The 23460-nt window shown below is 71.5% G+C and carries 18 protein-coding genes; 9 read left to right on the top strand and 9 right to left on the bottom strand.

The annotated features are described in order from the left end of the window. Nucleotides 1-8: 8 nt before the first annotated feature. Genes RPQ07_RS34810 through RPQ07_RS34825 form a run of 4 tightly spaced genes read right to left on the bottom strand, consistent with a single transcriptional unit; the run spans nucleotide 9 to nucleotide 4030 of the window. Entirely contained in the window at nucleotides 9-2069 is a 2061-nt protein-coding gene (locus RPQ07_RS34810; RefSeq protein WP_313948241.1) for an acetate--CoA ligase family protein, read from the bottom strand. A gap of 1 nt (nucleotide 2070) precedes the next feature. Further along, nucleotides 2071-2262, bottom strand: a complete 192-nt coding sequence (locus RPQ07_RS34815) for a ferredoxin (protein WP_313948242.1) — start codon at nucleotides 2260-2262, stop codon at nucleotides 2071-2073. Continuing rightward, nucleotides 2259-3545, bottom strand: coding sequence for an NADH-ubiquinone oxidoreductase-F iron-sulfur binding region domain-containing protein (locus tag RPQ07_RS34820; protein ID WP_313948243.1), 1287 nt, complete (start codon nucleotides 3543-3545; stop codon nucleotides 2259-2261). The genes RPQ07_RS34815 and RPQ07_RS34820 overlap by 4 nt, the downstream gene beginning before the upstream one ends. Further along, complete coding sequence (locus RPQ07_RS34825) at nucleotides 3542-4030, bottom strand: hypothetical protein (protein ID WP_313948244.1); 489 nt, start codon at nucleotides 4028-4030, stop codon at nucleotides 3542-3544. Before RPQ07_RS34825 ends, RPQ07_RS34820 begins: the two co-directional genes overlap by 4 nt. Before the next feature lie 366 nt (nucleotides 4031-4396). On the opposite strand from RPQ07_RS34825, the gene RPQ07_RS34830 reads away from it, so the two are divergent. The 7 genes from RPQ07_RS34830 (at nucleotide 4397) to RPQ07_RS34860 (ending at nucleotide 12714) form a co-directional block, all read left to right on the top strand. Beyond that, entirely contained in the window at nucleotides 4397-5617 is a 1221-nt protein-coding gene (locus tag RPQ07_RS34830) for an aromatic ring-hydroxylating dioxygenase subunit alpha (protein WP_313948245.1), read from the top strand. 165 nt (nucleotides 5618-5782) lie between these two features. Beyond that, nucleotides 5783-6922 carry a spermidine/putrescine ABC transporter substrate-binding protein gene (locus tag RPQ07_RS34835; protein ID WP_313948246.1) on the top strand — a complete coding sequence of 380 codons (1140 nt, stop codon included), beginning with the start codon at nucleotides 5783-5785 and terminating at the stop codon, nucleotides 6920-6922. A 1-nt stretch (nucleotide 6923) separates the two neighbouring features. Beyond that, nucleotides 6924-7913 carry an ABC transporter permease gene (locus RPQ07_RS34840; protein ID WP_313948247.1) on the top strand — a complete coding sequence of 330 codons (990 nt, stop codon included), beginning with the start codon at nucleotides 6924-6926 and terminating at the stop codon, nucleotides 7911-7913. After that, on the top strand, nucleotides 7910-8851 hold the full coding sequence (locus RPQ07_RS34845; protein WP_313948248.1) for an ABC transporter permease: 942 nt from the start codon (nucleotides 7910-7912) through the stop codon (nucleotides 8849-8851). The genes RPQ07_RS34840 and RPQ07_RS34845 overlap by 4 nt, the downstream gene beginning before the upstream one ends. Nucleotides 8852-8856: 5 nt before the next feature. After that, a complete protein-coding gene (locus tag RPQ07_RS34850; RefSeq protein WP_313948249.1) occupies nucleotides 8857-9987 on the top strand; it encodes an ABC transporter ATP-binding protein in 1131 nt (376 codons plus the stop codon). Continuing rightward, entirely contained in the window at nucleotides 9984-11306 is a 1323-nt protein-coding gene (locus RPQ07_RS34855) for an NAD(P)/FAD-dependent oxidoreductase (protein WP_313948250.1), read from the top strand. The genes RPQ07_RS34850 and RPQ07_RS34855 overlap by 4 nt, the downstream gene beginning before the upstream one ends. Further along, the gene (locus RPQ07_RS34860; RefSeq protein ID WP_313948251.1) at nucleotides 11299-12714 is read left to right on the top strand and encodes an aminobutyraldehyde dehydrogenase; all 1416 of its coding nucleotides are present in this window, start codon (nucleotides 11299-11301) and stop codon (nucleotides 12712-12714) included. The genes RPQ07_RS34855 and RPQ07_RS34860 overlap by 8 nt, the downstream gene beginning before the upstream one ends. A 38-nt stretch (nucleotides 12715-12752) precedes the next feature. Here the strand turns inward: RPQ07_RS34860 and RPQ07_RS34865 are convergent, their stop codons facing one another. From RPQ07_RS34865 to RPQ07_RS34885, 5 genes are all read right to left on the bottom strand, one after another. After that, a complete protein-coding gene (locus tag RPQ07_RS34865; protein WP_313948252.1) occupies nucleotides 12753-13562 on the bottom strand; it encodes an HAD family hydrolase in 810 nt (269 codons plus the stop codon). A gap of 55 nt (nucleotides 13563-13617) precedes the next feature. After that, a complete protein-coding gene (locus tag RPQ07_RS34870; RefSeq protein ID WP_313948253.1) occupies nucleotides 13618-16383 on the bottom strand; it encodes an ABC transporter substrate-binding protein in 2766 nt (921 codons plus the stop codon). Nucleotides 16384-16524: 141 nt separating this feature from the next. Then, the gene (locus tag RPQ07_RS34875; RefSeq protein ID WP_313948254.1) at nucleotides 16525-18834 is read right to left on the bottom strand and encodes an FtsX-like permease family protein; all 2310 of its coding nucleotides are present in this window, start codon (nucleotides 18832-18834) and stop codon (nucleotides 16525-16527) included. 2 nt (nucleotides 18835-18836) lie between these two features. Beyond that, nucleotides 18837-19631, bottom strand: coding sequence for an ABC transporter ATP-binding protein (locus tag RPQ07_RS34880; protein WP_313948255.1), 795 nt, complete (start codon nucleotides 19629-19631; stop codon nucleotides 18837-18839). Continuing rightward, the gene (locus RPQ07_RS34885) at nucleotides 19628-20134 is read right to left on the bottom strand and encodes a PadR family transcriptional regulator (protein WP_313948256.1); all 507 of its coding nucleotides are present in this window, start codon (nucleotides 20132-20134) and stop codon (nucleotides 19628-19630) included. Before RPQ07_RS34885 ends, RPQ07_RS34880 begins: the two co-directional genes overlap by 4 nt. A 166-nt stretch (nucleotides 20135-20300) precedes the next feature. Between RPQ07_RS34885 and RPQ07_RS34890 the strand changes: the two genes are divergently transcribed. Beyond that, on the top strand, nucleotides 20301-21569 hold the full coding sequence (locus tag RPQ07_RS34890; protein WP_313948258.1) for an ABC transporter substrate-binding protein: 1269 nt from the start codon (nucleotides 20301-20303) through the stop codon (nucleotides 21567-21569). Nucleotides 21570-21772: 203 nt separating this feature from the next. Then, entirely contained in the window at nucleotides 21773-23446 is a 1674-nt protein-coding gene (locus tag RPQ07_RS34895) for a glycoside hydrolase family 13 protein (RefSeq protein WP_313948259.1), read from the top strand. Nucleotides 23447-23460 lie beyond the last annotated feature (14 nt).

Genomic DNA, 23460 nt, shown 5'->3' on the forward strand with positions numbered 1-23460 from the left:
GCGGGAGGTCAGGCGAGTACGGCTCGGGCGTCGAGGGCGAGCACGCCGTCCGGGCGGACCAGTAGGGGGTTGACCTCGAGTTCGGCGATCTCGGGGTGCGCGGCGGCGACGCCGGTGATCCGTTCGATGACGGCTGCCGCCGCGGCGATGTCGACGGCCGGCCGGCCACGGACGCCGGAGAGCAGCGCGGCCGTTCTGAGGCTCCGCAGCAGGGCCTCGGCGCGTTCCGCGGGCACCGGTGCCAGGGAGAAGGCGACGTCGTGGAAGGTCTCGGTGAAAATGCCGCCGAGCCCGACCATCGCGACGGGACCGAAGCGGGGGTCGCGGTTGACGCCCACGATCAGCTCGACGCCGTCCGAGAGGTCGGCCATCGCCTCGACCGAGTAGGCGGCCGCGCCCAGACGGGCGTCCATCTCCCGGAACGCGGCGAGCAGTGCGGCCTTGTCGTGGAGCCGCAGCGCCACCCCGCCCGCGTCGGACTTGTGCAGGACGTGCAAGGCCTTCAGGACGTACGGGCCCGGGAACGCGTCGGCTGCCGCGAGGAGTTGGTGCTCGTCCGTGATCTCGCGCGATGCGGGGAAGGGCACACCTGCCGCACCGAGAACGGACCGGATGCCGTAGTACCCGGCATCAACCAGCGGCGGCGCGGCCGGTGGCAGCGGTGCCACACCGGGTGGGCCGCCGACGGGGCGCACCGTCGTCGCCGCCAGCGCGCGGGCGGCGTCCTCCGTGGCGGCGAAGACCGGTATTCCGGCCTCGGCCAGTGTCCGGCAGCTCGGTGACTGCGGATACATCGACTGGACGACCAGGGGCTTGGGCTTCGCCCGCCAGCGGGTGACGATCTCCCGCGCCGCCTGGGCCTCACCGGCCCCGAGCGCGGCGCCCCCGCCACCGAGTCCGCCGCCGGAGGCCGCATAGCCGCCGAAGTACCCGGTCAGCAGGACGGTGTCGACCTCGTCGGCCGCGAGGAGCCCGCCGACGGTCGTGGCGTACGAGAGAGGGTTCTGCTCGCCCATTCCGGCCAGGTCGACCGGGTTGCCCACGGCCGACTGTTCCCACAGCAAGTCCTTGAGCTGCGCCTGGGTGCCGGCGGTCAGCTCGGGGACGTCGAGTCCCGATGCCTCGGCCGCGTCGGCGGCGATGACACCGTGGCCGCCGCCGTCGGTGAGGACCGCGGTGCGCACGCCCCTGCCGCGGGAGTCGGAGTGCAACGCGGCGAGGACCACGGTCATCTCCCGTGGTGTGGTGACCAGGTGGACCCCGGCGTCCCGGCAGGCGGCTGCCACCACGTCCGACGACGAGGTCAGGGCGCCGGTGTGCGACTGAGCGCTGCGGGCGGACGCGGTGCCGCGGCCCGCGGTGAGCAGGACGACGGGCTTGCCCGCGGCTGCCGCCGCCCGGGCGAACGCGCGGCCGTCGCCGAAGTCCTCCGCGTACACGCCGATGGCCGATGTGGCGTCGTGCCGGGCGCAGTCCTCGACCAGGTCGACCAGCGTGACATCGGCCTGGTTGCCCAGGGAGACGAAGCGGGAGAAGCCCAGTCCGTGCGGGGCGCACCGGATCTGGAGCTCCAGTGCGAGGTTGCCGCTCTGGCTCAGCAGGGCGATCCCGCCGGGGGCGAAGCTGTCGGACGCCAGGTACAGCTCGGTCGTGTTGTCCGCGATCCCCAGGCAGTTGGGTCCAACCAGCACGGCTCCCGCTTCGTGCACACGGGCGGCGACGGCCTGTTGGCGCGCGAGGCCGGCGGGACCGGTTTCGGCGAAGCCCGCGGTGATGCCGACGATGGCGCGGGCCCCGCAGGCGAGTGCGTCGTCGACGGCGGCCTCGAAGCCGGGGCCGGGTACGGATATCACCACCAGGTCGACGGGCTCGCCGATCTCGAGGAGGCTGGTGGCCGCCTTGCGGCCGAGGACGGTGCCGCCGCGGCGGTTTACCAGATGGACCGGTCGCCTGTCGGGGGCACGCAGTGCCTGTGCGGCGACCGAGTGGCCGTATTTCGCCGGATCGTCGCTGGCGCCGACGACGGCGACGGACTTCGGGTCGAAGAGTGCGCTCAGATCACGTGCCATGTCACTTCTCCAGGCGAAGGGCGGCGTTGGGACAGGCATCGGCGCAGACGCGGGCGGCATCTTCGCGGCCGGAGGGCACCGGGACGGCGATGACCGCGGCGTAGCCCCACTCGTCGAGCTCGACGAGGTCGGCGGCTTCTTCCTGGCAGAGCCCGTAGCCCTGGCAGAGCGTGGAGTCGAGGAGGAGTTTCACGGTGTTCCTTTCAGTGCGGGCACGGGCGTGGCGGGGGAGGGGGCGATCTCGGGGAGGGGCACCGAGAGACCGCGGCCGCCGGGGGCGGCGGCGCAGGCCGGGCAGGGGGAGTCGAGGTGGGCCCGCGTGATGTCGGGGAAGGTGCGCAGAAGGCTGCCCGCGTTGCCGGCGGCCGCGTCGAGCAGGCCGCACGCTCCGCGTCCCGGCAGTCCCTCCGACCAGCGGAGCAGTTTGGCCAGGGCGTCGGGAGCCGCTGTGCCGAGGTGCAGCGCGTGCAGGGTGTCGCGGATCGAGCCGGTACCGGCCACGCAGACGCCGCACTGCCGGGCGCTCTCGGCAGCGAGATGGCCCACGGCATCGGAGGCGACGGACACCGGGCACTCACCGGCGCCGAGGAAGCGGATCGCGCCGCAGCCCACCGCGGTCCGCGCGGCGGTGAGTGCTTCGGGTTCGAGCGGCAGATCGAGGGACGCGGCACCGACCAGGCCGCCGAACAGTCCGCCCATCAGTGCCCCCGACGGCTCGTGCGTGCCCTGGAGGGTGGCGAGGCTGCGGAGGGTGACGCCGTAGGGGACTTCGGCGAGCACAGCGGCACCGTCGCCGCCGGAGAGCGAAACGAGGGTGGAGCCTGCCGTGCGCCGTCGTACGTCGGGCCGGGACGCGATGAGTGCGATCCGGGCGAGTGTCTCGACATTGGACACCAGGGTCGGCCGGTCCTCGACGCCGCGCTCGAAGGGGCGCGGCGGCTTCGCGGTGGGCAGGGCGGGGCCGCCGTTGATCCTGCGGACGACCGCGCTCTCCTCACCGGCGACGTAGGTGTGCGGGGTCTCGACGATCTCGATGGGCAGGGGCTGCTCGTGTTCGGCGAGCGCCCGCCGTACGGCGTCACCTGCCACGGGGTCGGAGAGATAGACGCAGCCGCGGGTGGCTCCGGTGACGGCGGCGGCATGGGCCAGACCGTCCAGTACGAGATGCGGCCGGGCGCGCAGCAGCCAACGGTCCTTGACCGAGCCGGGTTCACCTTCTTCGCCGTTGGCGACCACGACCGGGGGTGCGCCGCCGTCCCGGACGGCACGGAGCTTCACGGCGGCCGGAAAGCCGGCGCCGCCGCGGCCGCGAAGACCCGAGTCCGCGATGTGCTCCAGCAGCCGGTCCGGGTGGGCGAGCTCCTGATAGCCGCCCGCGGACAGGTAGTCGTCGGCGCTCTCGGTGGTGTGGGGCGCTGTTCCCAGCACGGTGCCCGAAAGCTCCGCCATCAGGGAGAGGATGGTCGTCGCTGTCATGCGCGTCCCCTTGCTGTGCCGTGCGTGGTCTCCGCGCCGGTGACGGACGCCGGTATGCCGGTGCGGCTGGTGCCGGTGCTGTCGGTCCCGGCCGTGGTGCCCGTCCGCAGGGCCCGTACCGCTTCCTCCAGCGCACTCCGGTCCGCGGCCGTGCTGTCGTAGCCGGGACCGGGGAGACCGATGAGCATGTGGTGGTGGTCGAGCACGACCTCGCCCGCGAGCAGTGCCGCGCGCCTGTCGCCCGGCCGGGAGCCGTCGGCGACAGCGGTCACCAGATGGGTGACCTCGGCCAGGTAGCGCAGCCAGCTGCGGCGGGTACCGCGCAGGATCAGGCGCTGCACCCTGCGGTGCTCGGCGTCCGCCAGCTCCGGCGGTACGGCGGCCGTATCGCGCCGGGGAGCGCGCAGGGCAGCCACGCTGCGGGGCAGTTCCCGTTCGGGTTCGGGGGTGAGCCCGAGCCAGACCAGACTCCGACGACCGCTCATGCGTGCCTCCGGGGGAGAGGGAAGGGAAGCCGGCCCGGCGTGACCGGGCGGCGGGGAGCCTCGGGGACGAAGTGCTGTCCGGCGGGGCTCGGTGCAGGGCGAGAACGCCGTGCGACTCCGGTGATAGGGGCCCGGTGCGCCACCGGGCGGTCGCTGCGAGGGCCGGTGACATGCCGGACCCGGCGACACCCACTAAACTAACTAACCAATTAGTCAGTCCGCAAGCCTTGACTTTGCGGAAACCCGCCAGCAACCTGACTGACCAATTAGTTAGTGCGGTTCCGGCGTCCCCCGCCCCGGCCCACTGACCGCCTGTGGGCCGCCTCAACACCGATCGCCGCACCCGTGGCATGGAGGAGACAGCCGATGCAGCCCGACATTCCCGTCACCATGACACCGCCGACCCGTCAGACCCAGGAAAGCCCGGGTCAGGCGCTGTCGGCCCGCTACTACACGGATCCCGACACGGCAGCCGCCGAGACCCGGAACATCTTCGCCAGGTCCTGGCAGCTCGCGTGTCATGAATCCGATCTGCCCGGACCTGGCGCCCGTCTCGCCGCGTCCGTCGCCGGACGCGAAGTCCTCGTGGTGAGGACCGAGGACGGCTCTCTCGCCGCCCATCTCAACGTGTGCAGGCACCGCGGAACGCGGCTGGTCACGGCCCCCGAGCCCAGTGGCAAAGCCATCCGCTGCCCGTACCACGGCTGGACCTACAAGCTCGACGGACGCCTCGTCGGAGCTCCCGAGGCACGGCAGATCCCCTGCCTGGACAAGCCGAAGCTCGGCCTCCACTCGGTGGCCGTCGAGTCCTTCCTCGGGTTCGTCTTCGTCAACCTCGACCGGGACGCCGTACCGCTGGCCAAGCAGTGCGCCGGACTCGCCGAAGCGGTCGGCCACTACGCCGGCACCGACCTGGTGCCCGTGGGCCGCAGCCGGATCCATGATCTGGAAGGCGCCGAGGTCCAGAACGCCAACTGGAAGGTGGCCGTCGACAACTACCTGGAGGGCTACCACGTACCCGTGGCCCACCCGGGCCTGATGCGCCTCCTCGACTACCAGGGCTACACCTGCGAGATCGAGGACGCGTACGCACTCTTCGCCTCACCCCTGCGCGACAAGCCGTCCTCGAACTGGGCGGAACGCCTCTACCAGCGGATCGCCGCCCCGATGCCCGGTCTCGCCGAGGCCGACCGCAGGGTGTGGCGGTACGCCGTGATCTACCCCAACACACTCATCGACTTCTACCCCGACCATGTGCTTGCCTGGACCGCGATCCCCACGGCGGTGGACCAGGTGGCCGTGCCCGGCGCCTTCTACACCCGCCGGGGCACCGGACTGCGCACCCGCCTCGCCCGGCGGCTCAACATCCACATCGGCTGGATCACCAACGACGAGGACGCCGAGCTGGTGGCCAGGGTGCAGAAGGGACTGACCACGCCGGGCTTCGAGCCCGGACCGCTGTCCCGCCGTGAGGCGGCGGTCGGCTGGTTCGCCGGACGCGTCCGCGAAGACCTCGACGGCAGCACCGGCGACCGGGCCGGCGGCGCCGCCGGGCCGGACATCCCCCGCAGCGCTCCGACGCCCTGAGCCGACACCGGCGGCCCAGGCAGGAGAAACCGGAACCGCGGCGGCGGTGCACCCCACACCGTCCGGCGGCTCCCAGGTCGAGCACGGAGTCAGGCATCCGTGCGTCCGTGACCGCGCCCTGAGCACTGTTCGTCCGTCCACGGACCCCCACGGAGAGGACCGTAGATGTCCCCCGAGGCACTCCCACCGTCCCGCCGCTCCTTCCTCCGCACCAGCACCGGCGCGGCTCTCGGCCTGGGACTCGGTGCAGCGACAGCCGGCTGCGGCTTCCTGCCCGAGGATCCGAACGCCCACGGCGATCCCGACGACCCGATCGATGTGCGCGTCGACGGGAACCTGATCTATTTCAACTGGGCCGACTTCGTCGATCCGGCCGTCTTCAAAGGGTTCGAGAAGGAGTACGGCGTCAAGGTCATCCAGTCGAACTTCGACTCGATGGAGGGCATGGCCGCCAAGCTCAACGCGGGAAACCGCTACGACCTGATCTTCCCGACGGCCAAGTGGGCCCAGCGGCTGACCGAGGGCCGCCGGCTGAGGCGGATCGACCACACCCGGCTGAAGAACGCCGAGTCCGTCTTCGGCGCGTACGACTACTTCGCCGACCCCTGGTACGACGCGCGCTCGGCCCACACCGTCCCGTTCACCATGTACAAGACCGGGATCGGCTGGCGGAAGGACCGTGTCGGCGAGCTCACCGGCTCCTGGGAGGACCTGTGGCACCGGCGCGCCAAAGGCAAGGTCTTCGTGCTGGACGACCGTGACGAGGTCCTCGGGCTGGGCGCGCTCAAGCTCGGCCTCGACGTCAGCACCGCCGACGAGAAGGACCTGGACCGCATCACCGACACGCTGCAGTCGCTCCGGCCCCACCTGCGCGGCTTCTCCAGCGACAGCTACAACAACCTGCTCAACGGCAACGCGGTGATGACCCAGGCGTGGAGCGGCGACATGGCGGCCATGCTCGGGCAGGCCAAGGACCCGTCCGTCCTGGGCTTCGAGGTCGCGAAGGAAGGCGCCCCCGTCAACTCGGACTGCTACGCCATCCCCTCCGACGCACGGCACCCCGGCACGGCGATGCTCTTCATCGACTACATGCTCCGCCCGGAGAACGTGAAGAAGAACATCGAGTACATCGGCTATCCCATGCCGGTCGGCGGCAGCGAGGACACCTACGCCGCCCTGGTGGAGCCCTTCCCGCAGTGCCTGGTCGGCGCAGACGACCTCAAGGACGAACTCTTCTTCCGCAACGGCAGCTCGAAGGGCGAACGCGCCCGCGACACCGCCTGGACCCATGTGAAGGCCGGCTGACATGGCACAACGCACCCGTCCCGACGGCGGGAAACCCCTGGACCGAGCCGACAGCGGGAAGCCCGCGCCGCGTACCGACGGCGCGGAGCCCCTGTCCCGTCCCGGCCGAGGGGCGTCCCGGTCCCGCCCCGGTCCCTCCGCCGCCGGCACCCGGCTGTGGACCTGGCTGATGATTCCCGGCACCCTCTGGATGACCGGCTTCCTCATCGCCTCGCTCGTGCTGGTCGCCGCGCTCGCGTTCGGCACCACCGATCCGCTGGGCAATCCGCAGTTCGGTCTCAACTTCGACAACATCGCGGCGATGGCCGACCCGGCCTACCGTGCCGTGCTGCTCCGCTCCCTCGGCTACGCACTGCTCACGTGCGTGATCTGCCTCCTGGTGGCCTATCCCGTCGCCTACGCCATCGCCCTGCACGGCGGCCGCTACAAGAACCTCCTGATCGCCGCCATCGTCGTGCCCTTCTTCGCCAACTACCTGGTGCGGATGTACGGCTGGTCCGTGGTCCTGTCCGACGACGGACCGCTGCTCCGAGCGCTGCGCGCCATGGGCTTCGCGGACGGGGACACCAAGATCCTCCAGACCGGCCCCGGAGTCGTCGCCGGACTCGTCTACGGATTCATCGTCTTCATGATCATCCCGCTGTACGCGGCGCTGGAACGCATGGACGTCTCCCTCATCGAAGCGGGACGCGATCTGTACGGCGGCCCCTTGAGGACCTTCTTCTTCGTCACTCTGCCCGCCACCCGGCAAGGAGCGGCAGCCGGCTGCGTCCTTGTCTTCCTGCCCGCCATGGGCGACTTCGTGAGCGCCCAACTGATGGGAGGGCCCGACCAGATCATGATCGGCAACCTGATCCAGGACAAGTTCTTCCAGGGCCAGAACTGGCCGCTCGGCTCGGCACTCACCATGCTGATGATGGCGGTCCTGTTCGTCGGGATGATCGGCTACCTGCGCCGCACCCGCAAGGACGAGGCGGAGGCGGTCCGATGACGCTGCGCCCCGCCCTCCACCCGGTGCGCCGGCCGGGCCCCCGCACCGCGGCCGACACCTCGCCGCGCGGCGCGGGCAGGTCCGCCGCCTCCCGTCAGGGCCACGCTTCCCGCACCCGACACCGCCGAGGCACCGACCGCAGGCCACGCTTCGCGATCGCCGTCACGGTGCTGTTCTTCCTCCTCCTCTACCTCCCCATCGGCGTCGTCGTCCTCTTCTCCTTCAACTCCCAGAAGTCCCTCACCGTCTTCGAGGACTTCAGCCTCCGCTGGTACTCGGCGTTCTTCCGGGACGACGTCCTGCTGTCGTCGCTCGGGATGAGCCTGCAGGTGGCCCTGGTCGCGATGGTGGGATCGCTGATCCTCGGCGTCGCCCTGGCCCTCGGTCTGGTGCGTTGCCGCAGCCGGCTCGGCTCCCTCGCGGGACTGGTCATGCTCGTCCCGCTGATCACCCCGGAGATCGTCACCGGTGTCGCGGCGATGCTGCTCTTCAAGGGCATGGGCATCACCCTCTCCACCGGCACCGTGATGCTCGCGGAGATCACCTTCTCCATCTCCTATGTGACGGTGATCCTCCGCTCGCGGATCGCGGCACTCAACCCCGAGGTGGAGGAAGCCGCGATGGACCTCGGAGCCACCCGCTGGCAGTCGCTCCGGCTGGTCACACTGCCCGCCCTGCTCCCCAGCATCCTGGCCTCGGCGGTCCTCATCTTCGCCCTCGTCTTCGACGACTTCGTCCTCGCCTACTTCACCACCGGCGTGGAGCCCCAGCCGCTGTCCGTACGCATCTACTCGGCGATCCGGTTCGGTGTGCAGCCCACCATCAACGCCGTCGGGACCCTCATGCTGGCCGGCTCCGTCGGCCTCATCGTCCTGGCGCTGACGATCCCGCGCCTGTTCGGCCGCCGCGGCGGCCTCGATCTGCTCTCCGGGAAGTGACAGCCGTGACAACCACGACCTCCGCGGACACCTCGCCCGCAGTCCGCCTCGACGGCGTCAGCAAGAGCTACGCAGGCTCCTTCGCCGTGCACGAACTCTCCCTCGACATCGGGGCCGGCGAGTTCTTCTCGCTCCTCGGCCCCTCCGGCTGCGGCAAGACCACCTCGCTTCGGATGATCGGCGGCTTCACCGATCCCACCGACGGCACCATCCTGCTCGGCGGTGAGGACGTCACCTGCCTCCCGCCCAACCAGCGCAACGTCAACACCGTCTTCCAGAGCTACGCCCTCTTCGACCATCTCTCGGTCGCCGACAACGTGGCCTTCGGCCTCAAGCGCAAGGGCGTGGGCCGGAAGGAGATCCGCGAGCGCGTCGGCAACATGCTCGACCGTGTGCAGCTCGGCTCCCTCGCCGACCGCAAACCCCGTACGCTCTCCGGCGGTCAGCGCCAGCGCGTCGCCCTGGCCCGTGCCCTCGTCAACCGCCCCCAGGTCCTGCTGCTCGACGAGCCGCTGGCGGCGCTCGACCTCAAGCTCCGCCGCCGGATGCAGGTCGAGCTCAAGCAGATCCAGCGCGAGATCGGCATCACCTTCGTCTTCGTCACCCACGATCAGGACGAGGCGCTGACCATGTCCGACCGGGTGGCCGTGATGAACGAGGGCCACGTCGAGCAGTGCGGCACCCCCGAGGACGTCTACGAACACCCGGCGAGCACCTTCGTCGCCTCCTTCATGGGTACGTCCAACCTGGTACCCGGCACCTACCGTTCCGGCTCCGTGGTCGTCGACAAGGGCCCGTCGCTGCCCGTCGGCAGCCGCAGCGGAGTGACCGAGGGCAGCAACGTCAGCCTCTCCATCCGGCCCGAGAAGATCTGGCTCTCCGACTTCACCCCCGACATGGCCATGGTGAACGGCGTCATCCGGGAAACCGTGTACTCCGGCCCCACCACCACCTATCTCATCGAACTCGCCCCCGGCATCACCGTCTCCGTCCTGGAGCAGAACACCGACCGCTCCCGTATGGAGGACCGCTGGAGCGGCGGCGAAAGCGTCGAGATCGGCTGGAAGCCCGAGCACTGTCTGGTCCTCGACGGGCACGCTGGACGCGAGAACACCGCATCCAAGGAGCGCGTATGAACCACGACGTCATCGTCCTGGGCGCCGGGCTCTCCGGACTCGCCGCGGCCCGCGACCTCGCCGCCGGCGGAGCGGACGTCCTCGTCGTCGAGGCACGCGACCGCGTCGGCGGCCGGGTGGAACAGACCCGCCTTCCCGACGGCCGGCTGGTCCAGCTCGGCGGCGAAGTGGTCGGCCGCGCCCACACCGCGTACCTCGCCCTCGCCGCGGAACTCGGTCTCACCCTCGTCCCCAGCTATGTCGCCGAGCCGGGCGCCATGGCCCGCGCCACGCCGGAAGGCGTCTCCGCGGGCGACCCGCCGCACTGGTTCACCGGCGGGGACGACGCCTGCCACCGCCGGGTCACCGCAGCGTTCACCGCCCTCGCACGGACCGTCGACCCCGACGACCCGTGGTCCCACCCCGAAGCCGCCGCGCTGGACCGGCTGTCCGTCGGGGACTGGCTGCGCGGCGAAGGGGCGTCCCCCGGAGTCGTACGTCTGTGGGAGATAGGCCAACTCGCCCTCGCGAGCGGCTCCTACGAACGCACCTCGCTGCTCGCCGCCCTGCGCAAGAACGCCGCGGTTCCCGGCAGCGGGGACGGCGACCACTACGACTACGAGGACTGGGAAGGACTGCGCGTCGCCGAAGGGTCGGCGACGGTGGCCCTGCGCATGGCGGAGGGACTGGGGGAGCGGGTACGGCTCGGCGCTCCGGTCGCATCCGTCACCGTGGAACCGGGCAGGGTCGAGGTCGGTCTCGCCGGCGGGGAAACCGTCACCGCCGGGGCCGTCGTCAGCGCCCTGCCCGTCGGCCCCCTCCGATCGGTCACCGTCTCGGGTGTCTCCGACGAACGCCTGGCCTCGCTGCATCGCCAACGCCAGGCGGTCGCGGCCAAGTTCACCGCCGCGTACGACAAACCCTTCTGGCGTGGCCGCGACCTCAACGGGCTGTCCGAGTGCGAAGGAGTGCTCGGCAGCACCTGGCCGCAGAGCGAGGGAATCCTCTCCGCCCTGATTCCCCCGGAGCGCTACGGCGTCCTGCTCGGCATGCCCTCGCACACCCGCGATCGTGAACTGCTCGGCGACATCGCCCGTCTCTACGGCGACGACGCCCACCAGCCCGTCGCCGCGTATCTGCGCCTGTGGGGCACCGACCCGTGGACCCAGGGCTATGTCACGCAGTGGACACCCGGCGATGTCACGGGAGTCGGCCCCCTGCACGCGACCCACGAACCGCCCTTCTACGTCTGCGGCTCCGACCAGTGGGTCGCCGGCTACATGGAAGGCGCCGTCCGCACCGGCCGTGCGGCGGCGAAGGAGGCACTGCGGCGTGGCTGAGACCGAGAAGGACTCCGTGATCCTCAACCACATCGGGGGCGCCGATCTGCCCGCCTCGTCCGGCGAGGTGACACAACTCGTCGACCCCGCCAGCGGCGAGACACATCGCAGCGCCCCGCGCTCCGGACCGGCCGATGTCCAGGCGGCCTGCGCCGCGGCGGCAGCGGCGCATGAGACCTGGTCCCTGACCACCCCGGGCGAACGGCAACGCGCCCTGTTGCACATCGCCGACGCGATGGAGGCACACGCGGACGACCTGGTGGCGGCCGAAGTGGGGGACACGGGCAAGCCCGTCGAGCTGTTCCGCGACGACGAACTCCCGGCGATCGTCGACGCGTTCCGCTTCTTCGCGGGAGCCGCCCGCGCCCTGCCGGGTGCCGCGGCGGGGGAGTACACCGAGGGCCGCACCTCCCTGCTGCGCCGCGAACCGATCGGTGTCTGCGCCCAGATCACCCCGTGGAACTACCCGCTGATGATGGCCGCGTGGAAGATCGCCCCCGCTCTGGCGGCGGGCAACACCACCGTGCTCAAGCCCGCCGACACCACGCCCTCGTCCGTCGCGCTGCTGGCGCGGATCGCCGCCGACCACCTGCCGCCGGGCGTACTGAACGTCCTGTGCGGCGACCGGGACACCGGCCGGGCCCTCGTCTCCCACCCCGAGGTCCGGATGATCGCGGTCACGGGCAGCGTCCGCGCGGGCCAGGAGATCGCCGCGGCCGCCGCCGCCGACCTCAAACGCGTCCACCTCGAGCTCGGCGGCAACGCCCCCGTCATCGTGCACGACGACGTGGACATCGAGTCCACCGCCGCGGAGCTCGCCACGGTCGCGTACTACAACGCGGGCCAGGACTGCACGGCACCGACACGGCTCCTCGTGCACACCCGGGTGTACGACGCGTTCGTGACCGCCCTCGCGGCGCACGCCGCGAAACAGCGCCCGGGAGCCGACTTCGGACCGCTCAACAGTGCCGGTCAACTCGCCTCCGTGGAACGCCTCCTGAACGGGCTCCCTGCCCACGCCGAGATCGTCACCGGCGGCTCACGCCTCCGGCGCCCCGGCCACTTCCTCGAAGCCACCGTGATCGCTGGGGTCCGCCAGAGCGACGAGATCGTGCAGGAGGAGATCTTCGGGCCGGTCGTCACCTTGCAGCGCTTCACCGACGAGGACGAGGCGCTCCGCCTGGCCAACGACGTACGGTTCGGACTCGCCGCCAGTGTGTGGACCGCCGACCACGAGCGCGCCATGCGGGCAACCCGGGCCCTGCACACGGGGATCGTCTGGGTGAACACCCACGGCACGACGGTGTCCGAGATGCCGCACGGCGGAGTCAAGCACTCCGGGTACGGCAGTGATCTCTCGATGTCCGGCCTGCTGGACTACACACAGGGCAAACACGTGATGCTGTGACGGCGCCGGGCCACCGCTGCGCTGCCATCGACGTACGGTCAGCCCCGGCCGAAGAACTCCTCGAGCACGACGGCCACCCCGTCGTCCGCGTTCGACGCGGTGTGCCTCCCCACGGCCGCCAGCACCGCCGGGTGGGCATTGGCCATCGCGTAGCCGGTGCCCGCCCACTGGAGGATCGCCAGGTCGTTCGGCATGTCACCGAAGGCGACGACGTCGCTCGCGTCGATGCCACGGACGGCACACAGCGCGGACAGCGTGCTCGCCTTGCTCACGCCGGGTGCGCTGATCTCCAGCAGACCGCGGCCGCCCGAGTGCGTGAACTGGGCGACCCCGCCGGCCGACTCCTCCGCCGCCGCCAGCAGGAAGTCCGCGTCGAGCTGCGCCGACCAGGCGAGCAGCTTGGTAACGGGCACCTCCGTCAGCCACAGCTCCACCAGGGATGCCACCGCCACCTCGAACTCCGCGGCCCCTTCGAAGCGCAGCCCGAACCCCGGCTCGTACAGCAGATGGTGTCCGGTCTCCAGGGCGAAACCCAGCCCGGGAGCGGCCGCCGCCAGGGCCGTGGCCACCTGGCGGGCCGTGGGCAGCGGCAGGGCCCGCGTCTCGACGACGATCCGTGAGGCGACGTCGTAGACGAGGGCCCCGTTGCTGCACACCGCCGTGCCGACCAGGCCGGTCGCGGCGGTGAGCATGTCGACGAAACGGGGCGGCCGGGCCGTGACGAAGACGACCTCCGTACCGGCGGAGACGGCGGCCCGCAGGGCGCTCAGCGTGCGCGGCGACAGGACGCCGCGGGGGCCCAGCAGCGTGCCGTCGAGGTCGGTGGCGATCAGCCGAGGACGGTTCATCGCCCGATGCTACCGAGCCGCCCGTCCCGGCTCACCCCTCGCACTGCGTGACCGGTCACCTCTGCGGACAGGGGAACTCCTTGCCTTTCGGGCCCCACGTCCGGCGTTCGTCGCCGCGCGTCACCGTGCCGCACAGCAGCTCCGTCGCCGGCTGCCCGTTGCTGCCCCGCAGCACCGCGAGCAGCTTGTTCTCCGTCACCCGTCCGCCGCCCGCCGCGCCGTGGGCGTCTATCCTGCCGGTCGCGCCGTCGAAACCGCCGCCGCCCAGGCCCTGGTAGAGCACCCCTTGCAGCAGGCCGCGGTCGAGACGGTCGTCGTGACTGCCGGTGGTGCGCCACGCCTGGTCGATGCCTTCGGCGAGATAGCGCAACGCGTCCCAGGCGAGTGCGACATGGCCGTCCTCGCGCATCGCCTTGGTGCTGGGCGTGCGGTCGGTGCTGTACGCGCGGTCGTACGCGGTGAGGAAGGCCGCTGCCTCCGGGCTCTCCTTCGCCAGGGTGGGCGCGTAGCCGTGCGAGGCGTAGAAGAGGGTGAGGCCCGTGAAGTCGTCCCAGGGGCGCTGCTGTTCGGTGAGGGCATTGGTGACGTCGTCACCGCCGAGCACGCTGATCTTCGGGCAGTCGCCGGAGAAGCGGGAGATCTCCGCCAGGAACAGCTGGAACTGACTGGCGCGCGCCGACCACACCACCGCCGTCCGCGGTTCCTTCTGGACCGCGCGGCAGACCTCGCGGGCGAGGTCCTCCACGGTGGGTACCGGCCGGCCGTTCACCGCGCCCGGTACGGGCTCGGGTTCCGGGGCGTCGTTCGGTGTGTAGAGGAGCACGTCGGTGCGCGCCGGACCGTAGGAGGCACGGAAGGAGGCGGCGAGGCTGTTGCTGTATGCGTCGGTCGCGTCCGCGACGAGGCTGACCCGCAGAGCCGTCCGTCCGCCCGTCATGGCGGCGCTCTTCGCGAACACGGCCATCAGTTCCGCCGCCCGGGAATCCGTGGGGGCCGTCTGGTAGTAGTGCTCGCCCTGGCGCAGGAGTTCATCGGCCGTCCCCGAAGTGCCGACCATCGGGATGCCGGCCTTGTCGAGAACGCGGATCGCGTCGTACGTCTTGCGGCGGCTCTGCCCGAAGCCGACGACGCCGGCGATGGAGGGGTCCCGCGCCGCGAGTTCCGCGATCCGCTCGGCGACGGCGGGCGCGTCCTTGAACCGGTCACCGGCGTTGGCGGCCAGCACCCGCAGCGGTACGCGTTCGCCCGACCGAAGCGCCTGGGCGTTGATGTGCTGCTGTGCCAGCGCGATTCCGCGCAGCTCGGCCAGGGTGCCGCCGCGCACGGGGTCCTCGGCGTCCTTGCCGCCGGTGAGCGGACCGAAGTAGACGACGGTACGGCGGCCGGGGCGGCGGTCGTCGGCGCGCCTGCCCGCGAGTTCGGTGTCGACCTCCCCGTTCTGCCGCTCGATCTGCTGCAGCACGGCCCGTACGGCCTGCTCGCTGGGGCCCCTGCCGAAGCCCGCCGCTCCCTCGGCGACACCGACGCACTGCCCGTCCGTGCCGAGGAACGTGGAGCCCTGGCACGGATCGTCGTCGTCCCCGCCCCGTACGTCCGGTACGAGGACCAGAGCCGCCGCGACGGCGAGCGCCACGGTGCCGACCCCGAGTACGCCGGCCACCTCCGCACCCGGCCCCCAGCGGGGCGACGGTGTCACCAGCGTCGGCCAGCGGCCCAGCCAGTAGACCGCCGCCTGATCGTCCTCGGGGACCTCCGTCACCGGGACGACGATGCCCGTCGGCTGCCCCGGCGTCATCCCGCGGCGCTCGATGTTGATCAGCTCCGCGCCGGCGTGCGCGAGACCGGTGGCGTCGATGTCCGGGATACGCGAGGCGAGCGAGCGCACGCCGCCCGCGACGGCGAACACCGAGGTGCAGCGCAGATCCTCCATCGCGGAGCGCAACTCCCGCAGGAAACGCTGGACGCGCGAGTCGGCGGGGCCCGCCTCGTCGAAGAGCAGCACGAAACGGGTGGTGCGCCTGCGCCGCCAGGGGTTGAACATCCGGGAACGGCACGCCTGGTCGAGATCGGCGAGCAGGGCGTGCATCAGCACCCGGTCCATCCGCTCGGGCTCAGTGGCCGGTTCACCGTGCACGAGGTCGAGGGCGGAGCGGAAGAAGTCCGTGGGCGGACTGCCGTGCTGGCGCCGTACCCACTCCGCGTACCAGCTGCGGCTGCGGGCCCGGCCGAGCATGCGCCGGTTGGCGCGCCAGCTGTAGAGGGCGCGCGGCAGCCGCTGGAAAAGCGGACCGGCGATGAAGTTCCACAGCAGTTCGAGGAGGGTGCCGCCGCTCGCCTGGTCACGGCCGCCGAGCCACCACAGGGTCTGCGCGGTGCGGGACCAGTTGCGGTGCTCCGCGTAGCAGTGGTTGCGCAGCTCGGCGTGGCGCCGCTCCATCAGGCCCTCGATGGCCGGGGCGGTCACGACGGATCGGAGCAACCGGTAGCTGTGCAGCCGCAGTTCACCGGTCCCGGGCGGCATCGTCTCCGCGAGCTGAAGGGTCAGATGCTCGAAGAGTTCGAGCGGCGGCGGATCCGCCCCGTCCGGGATCTGCGGAATGTACGCGTGCGGTGCGAGGACTTCACTGCGGCCCCGCATCCGGGACCGCAGCCCGGCGACGATCCGCCGCCCGGCACTTCCGTCGCCCGGCTCGCTGAGCAGGACGACCGGTACTCTGCTGCGGCTGCGCCGCGGCTGCACCACCAGCTTGTCGAAGGCGTCGATGAAGCGTTCGACGCCCGGATAGGCCGGAATGCGGTTCTGTGGATCCCCCGTCGACATGAGCAGGCCCCTCTTCCGTTCCCCCGAGGAACATGAGTCATTCCCGCTGACTGCCGTATGAAAGCACGGAGTTGGATCACGGCGTGGGACAACTCCGAGCCAAGTACGTGCCAACTGCGGGGCGGGGCCGGGAGGTTCGCCTCAGAGCGTCTCGGCCAGGGAGTCCGCCAGTCGTCTGCGCGCCGCCCTGGTGGCGGGGAGCGCCGCTGCCGCGACGGCGCCCAGCACGGCCCCGGCGGCCACCGAGGCGAGCAGCAGTGCCGGCGGGGCATGGGCGATGCCCGCGCCCATACCGCTGGAGCGGCCCTGGATGTCGACCAGCCAGCTGCCCGACAGCACCCCGAGCCCGGTACCCAGCGCGGCAGCGAGCAGCGCGGTGAACCCCGCGGCCGTCACGATCGCGGCGCTGATCTGGCGCGGAGTGAGCCCGATCGCCTTGAGCGCCAGCAGATCGCGGCCGCGGTCGCGCACCCCCGTGCCGATGACCGTCAGCAGCTCGGTGAGCCCGATCAGCGCCAGCACACCGATCAGCGTCGCGATCACCCCCCGTGCCGGCTCCAGCCGGTCCGCCGGATTCGGTGTCTCGCGGATCTCCAGGGCTCCGCCGGCCGCCGCGGCGAGCGCGTCGCTCACGGCACGCGGGTCGGCGCCGGGGCGCAGCACGAGATGGTAGAAGTCGGGCCGCAGCGCGGGATCGCGCTCCGCCAGGGTGTCCACCGTCGTCGAGATCACCCGGCCGCCCGCCTCGGGTTCGATGCTCCGCCCGACGATGTGCAGAATCTGCGGCCGCCCCTCGACGGTCATCCGCACCCAGTCACCGACCCGGACGTCCAGCAGATCGAGCAGTCCCTGTCCGGCGACGGCCTCGTCGGGCCCGTCGGCGGCCCGTCCCTCCACCACCGTGAAGGGATAGGGCGACCCGGCGGTGCCGAGACCACGCAGGGTGATGGTGCCGGTCTGCCCGGGTACGAGGGCCGCGACCTCCACTCCGGGATGGACGGCGGCGACGGCCGGTGGCGCGGTCAGCGCCCGGTCGAGCTGCTGCCCGGAAGGGCTGCCGGGCTGCTCGGCCCGTACGGTCAGCGCCGCGGGAACGCCCATGTCGGCGGGGCGGCTGCGGAACACGTCCAGCGTGGACCAGGCGACCAGGGCCACCGTGATCAGCAGCAGCGGGAGCGCGAGGCGGGCCACCGTCAGCAGGGTGCGCGCACGCCGGGGGAACGCGGCCCGCCACCCGAGCACCAGCGCGGGCGGCACCCGCAGGCCGAGAGCCCGTCGGCCGAGACCGGTCATGGGCGAGGCCGACGGAAGCGCGGACCGTGCCATCGGTACCGGCGGGACCCGTCCCGCCCGCCAGGCGGCGAGCGTGGTGGCGGCGGCGATGAGCAGGACCGCGCCGCTCGGGACCCCGATCATCAGGGCCGTGTGCCCGGGCAGGTCCTGCCAGACTCCGGCCGCCTCACCGATGCGGCCGGGTATCCGGGAGCCCAGGACGGCGATCGCGGCGGTGCCCAGAGCGACACCGAGCAGGGCGAACGCGAGGTGCTGGAGGAGGAAGCCGCGGACCACCTGGCCCGGGGTGAAACCGATCGCCTTGAGGACGGAGATGTCCCGCAGCTGTCCCCGGATCCGTGCGCCGATCGCGCCGGACGCGGCGAGAGCGGCGGCCAGCAGGGCACCCAGGCCGAACACCGCGAACAGCTGCCCGAGCAGCCGGTCGTCGCTGCCGGCCTCGGCCCGTGCCTGTTGCCACTTCGTCACCTCGGCGACCCGGTCCGCGCCGAGCAGCGTCACGGCCTGCTGGACGGTGAAGTCGAGATCGGCGGGGTCGTGCAGCCGCAGTCCCACGCTCTGCGAGGTGCTGCGGGGGGCGACCTGGTCGAGCGTGCGGGGCAGCACCCAGCCGATGCCGGGCTCGCCCCCGGGGCGGTAGAGAGGTTCCGCGGCCTCGGCCACGCCGGCGACCCGCAGGGTGTGCGCGGCGCCGTCCGGTCCCTTCACGGTCAGGCTGTCACCCGGCTCCGCCCACAGGACTCGGGCGACGGAACTCTCCAGCACCACACCGCCCGCGCCGGCGTCCAGCCAGTTGCCGTCGGTGACCAGCGGCCGGGCGACATCGGGCGGCCGGGTCCCGGTCGCGCGCAGGGACACACTCGCCCGTACGCCACGGGACTCCAGCGTCGCCTTCCCGGTGCGGTACGGGCCCGAGACCCCGGCGACCCCTTCGAGATCGGACAGCGCGTCGGTGTCCGCCGCGGCCCGGGTGTGGAGCCAGACATGGGCTCCGTCGGACTGGGTGAAGATCCGCTGCCAGGGGTTGGCCGCATAGCTGAAGAGGGCCACGGCGAGCAGGAGGGAACTGATGATCCCCGCGCTGGCGAGCACGACGAAGACCGACTGCCCGCGATGGGCCCGCAGATCGGCGTGCGCCCAGCGAAGTGTGGCCCGCACGCTCACTCCTTCAGTTCGAGCACACCGGAGACTCCGGCTCCCGTGGCGCGGGACCCCGCCCCGAGTGCCGCGTCGTCGGCTATTCGCCCGTCGAAGAAGCTGATGACACGGTCGGCCGCACTGGCCATCCGGGCGTCGTGGGTGACCAGCAGAATCGTCTGGCCACGCTGGTGGAAGCGGGAGAGCAGCCGCAGCACCTCGCGGGTGCCCTTGCTGTCCAGGCTGCCCGCCGGTTCGTCGGCGAGCAGCAGCGCCGGATGGTTCACCAGTGCCCGGGCCAGCGCCACCCGCTGCTGCTCACCGCCGGACAGTTCGCCGGGCATGGAGCGTTTCCGGCCTTCGAGGCCGAGTTCGCTGAGCAGTTCCGCCCGGCTCTCCCGCGCCGCCCTGGGCGAGGCGCCCGCGAGCAGGGCGGGCAGTTCCACGTTGTCGGCGACCGTGAGATCGGAGACCAGATTGAAGAACTGGAAGACGATGCCGATGCTGCGCCGGCGCAGCATCGCCCAGCGGGCCTCGCGATAGCCGTCGACCTGGCGTCCGTCGAGCCAGAGACTTCCGCTGTCGGGCCGCTGAAGTCCGCCGATGAGATGGAGCAGCGTGGACTTGCCCGCGCCGGAGGGCCCCGTGACGGCGACGAACTCTCCGGGCTGGACCACCAGATCCACCCCGCGCACGGCCGGTACCGGGGCGCCTTCGCCGTGGTGGGTCTTGGTCAGGCCCTCGGCGCGCACGATCGGTACGACGCCCCGCTCGCCGGGCGTTGTGCCCGGCTCGGCGGGAGTGGCGTCGTCGCTCATTCCAGCTCCTCCTGACAGCGTTCGAGCCAGTCGAGGTCGGCCTGCAGATGCAGCATCGCGCCTTCGATCAGCAGCTGGGAGATCCGGTTGTCCCGGTCCTCGGCCACCGCGAGCTTCGACAGGTCCCGCATGGTGTTCAGATACTGCCGACGCTGCTTGTTGATCAGCACGATCGGGTCGGCCAGTCCGGACTCCGGGGCAAGGGCGATCTTCATGAAGAACTCGTCCCGCACCCTCGGCTCGTCGGTGGTCTCCTCGAACCAGGCCAGTACGGCCTCGTGCCCGGCATCGGTGAGCCGGTAGGTGCGTTTGTTGGGCCTGCCGGCCTGCTCGACGTCCTCGCCGGCGATCAGACCGGCCTTTTCCAGCCGCCCCAGGGTGACATAGATCTGGCCGACGTTCGACTGAGGGTACGCGGCGCCCAGGAGCTTCTCAAGGTCCTGCTTGAGCTCGTAACCGTGCGCCGGTCCACGGGTGAGGAGAGCCAGGAGCGGCAGCCGCACGCGCTCCCTCCCTCCGAGGTCCGTAGTCTCTTGTTGCTCGGACGCGGGGTGTGGTTCGTGCCACCCGCCTTCTCTGCCTGGACGTCTAGTATCGCCCATGCCTAACGGGTATACATAGGCCACATTGAACGGCGTCGTGGCCGGATCGGTGTACCGGGAGGAACCTATGCGGTGGATGCATGCCGCGGGTAGGGGGCTCCTCGTACTCGCCGTACTGCTCGCGGGCTACGCGGGCTTCGGCAGCCGGGCGGGCCCGGCCGGTGACGGCCGCGGTCCCATGACGCTGGTGACGGCGGGCGATCTGACCGAGTACCTCGGTCCGCTGCTCGACGACTGGAACAGCGGACATCCGCAGGAGCAGGTGACTCTGGTCGAGCTGCCGGACTCGGCGGACGAGACCCGGGCGCAGATGACCAGCGAACTGCGCTCCGGCAGTGACCGTTTCGATGTGCTGAACATCGATGTCGCGTGGACCTCGGAGTTCGCCGCGGCGGGCTGGATCTCCCCGCTGGAGCGCGACCGGTTCCCCCTGGACAGCTTCCTGGCTCCGGTCGTGGACACGGCCACCTTCGACAGCCGCCTGTACGCGGTGCCTTATGTCACCAATGCCGGATTGCTGTACTACCGCAAGGACATCCTGGAGAAGGCGGGCGAACGGCCGCCCCGCACCTGGGCGGAGCTCGCCCGGCAGGCCAGGACCCTCGCCCCCCGCTACGGTCTGGACGGCTATGCGGGCCAGTTCCTGCCGTACGAGGGGCTGACGGTGAACGCCACCGAGGCGGTCCACTCGGCGGGCGGTTCGATCCTCCGTGACGACGGCGCCCGGGTCACGGTGGACTCGGCGGCGGCCCGGGACGGGCTGGAGTTCCTGGCGAGCGGGGTGCGCGAAGGGTGGATCTCCCCCGAGGCCCGTGACTACAAGGAGGAGGAGTCCCGGCAGGCCTTCCAGGACGGCCGGCTGCTCTTCCTGCGGAACTGGCCGTATGTCCACTCGGAGGCCAACGCCCCGGGGTCGAAGGTCGCGGGGAAGTTCGGCGCGGTGCCTCTGCCGGGTCCGGACGGTCCCGGTACCAGTGTGCTCGGCGGCTCCAATCTGGCCGTGAGCAGTCACTCGCGCCATCCGGAGTCCGCCGCCGATCTGATCGCCTATCTGACCAGCGAACGGGTTCAGCGTCAGGTGCTGACGGAGGGCTCGCTGCCGCCGGTGCGCGCGGACCTGTACGAGGATCCCGGGCTGATCCGGGCGTACCCCTATCTGCCCACACTGCGGCAGAGCGTGCTGGCGGCCGAGCCGCGGCCCAAGAGCCCGCGGTACGACCAGGTGAGCCTGGCGGTGCAGGCCGTCGTGCAGGACGTCATGGCGCTGCGGCAGACGCCCGGGCAGGCCACGGTGCGGCTGTCCCGCGAACTGGGTTCCATCGCCCGCAGGCAGTGACCCCTTTCCGCTCCCTCTGAACGGCTTGCAACTTACATGTTAAGTAGCAAGCCGTTCTTTGTAATGTGGAGATAGTCGGGCATACCCGGGCTGGTTTAGGCGACTTCGTTGACACCCTGCCGTCATCGCTACTTAACATGCAGGCATCACAGCGCACCCGATCCGGGGCGCACTCGCATCCAGCAGGAACAGGTCGACGCGAGATGCTCACCACCCTTCCGGCCGCCCCAGGCCGCTCCTCCCGCACGGCCACCGCATGGTGGCGCGACGCGGTGATCTACCAGGTCTACGTCCGCAGCTTCCTCGACAGCACCGGGGACGGCATCGGCGACCTCGCCGGCGTCCGCGCCGGACTGCCGTACCTGCGCAAGCTCGGCGTCGACGGCATCTGGCTCAGCCCGTTCTACCCCTCGCCGCAGCACGACCACGGATACGACGTCGCCGACTACCGCGACGTCGACCCGGTCTACGGCGACCTCGCCGAATTCGACCTGCTGATGGGCGACGCCCGCAGGCTCGGGCTCAAGCTCCTGCTCGACATCGTCCCCAACCACTGCTCCAGCGAGCACCCGTGGTTCCGCGAGGCCCTCACCGCCGGACCCGGCAGCCCGGCCCGCGGCCGCTTCCACTTCGCGGACGGGCGCGGCCCCCGGGGCGAGGAGCCCCCCAACAACTGGCGCGCGATGTTCGGCGGCCCCGCCTGGAGCCGGATCACCGAGCCCGACGGCACCCCGGGACAGTGGTACCTGCACCTGTTCACCCCGCAGCAGCCCGATCTGAACTGGCGCAACCCCGAAGTCGGCGACTCCTTCGAGGACGTACTCCGCTTCTGGCTCGACCGGGGCGTCGACGGCTTCAGGATCGACGTCGCCGCCGGCCTCTACAAGCACCCCGAACTCCCCGACTCCGCCGACCCCGAGGCGGACGAACGCTCCCGCGACTCGGTCAACCCGCTCGCCTGGAACCAGCCCGAGGTCCACCAGGTGTGGCGCCGCTGGCGATCGGTGTGCGAGGAGTACGCCGCGCGCGACGGCAACGAACGGCTGCTCGTCGGCGAGGTCTCCGTACCGACAGCACGCGAACACGCCGAGTACGTACGGCCCGACGAACTCCACCAGGCGTTCTTCTTCGACCTCCTCAGCGCACCGTGGGACGCCGGCGCGTTCCGCGAGACCATCACCGAGGCGATACGCGACATCGCCGGCACCGGCTCCACCGTCACCTGGGTCCTCAACAACCACGACCAGGTGCGCACGGTCACCCGGTACGCCGGTGAGCCCGGAGTCGAGGGCAGCGGACTCGGCGCCGCACGCGCCCGCGCCGCCGCCCTGCTGATGCTGGCACTGCCCGGAGCCGCGTACGTCTACCAGGGAGAGGAACTCGGCCTCCCCGAAGTCCTGGACCTGCCGGACGAAGTGCTCACCGACCCGATCTTCCACCGCACCGGCAGCCGGGCACGCATCCGCGACGGCTGCCGCGTCCCACTGCCCTGGTCCGGCCACGCCTCCCCGTTCGGCTTCAGCCAGGGCGAGGCCGGTGCCCGGCCGTGGCTGCCGCAGCCCGAGTGGTTCGCCGCGCACGCCACCGACCTGGCACTGGCCGACACCCGCTCCTTCTGGCACCTCTACCGCGAAGGACTCCAACTCCGGCGCAGCCTGCCCCAGTTGGGCGAAGGCTCGCTCCGCTGGCTGGACACGCCGCCACAGGTGCTGGCCATGGTCCGCGGCGACGGACTGATCTGCGCCGTCAACTTCGGCACCGACCCCGTGCCGGCGCCGGTCGCCGGCACTCCGCTCCTGTCGAGCGGCCCCTGCCCCGACGGCATGCTCCCCGGGGCGACCGCCGCCTGGTGGACGGGCGACTGCCCCACTGCCTGAAGTCCCTCTTCCTC

This window comes from Streptomyces sp. AM8-1-1 (assembly GCF_032229325.1).
Taxonomy (GTDB): Bacteria; Actinomycetota; Actinomycetes; order Streptomycetales; family Streptomycetaceae; genus Streptomyces; species Streptomyces achmelvichensis.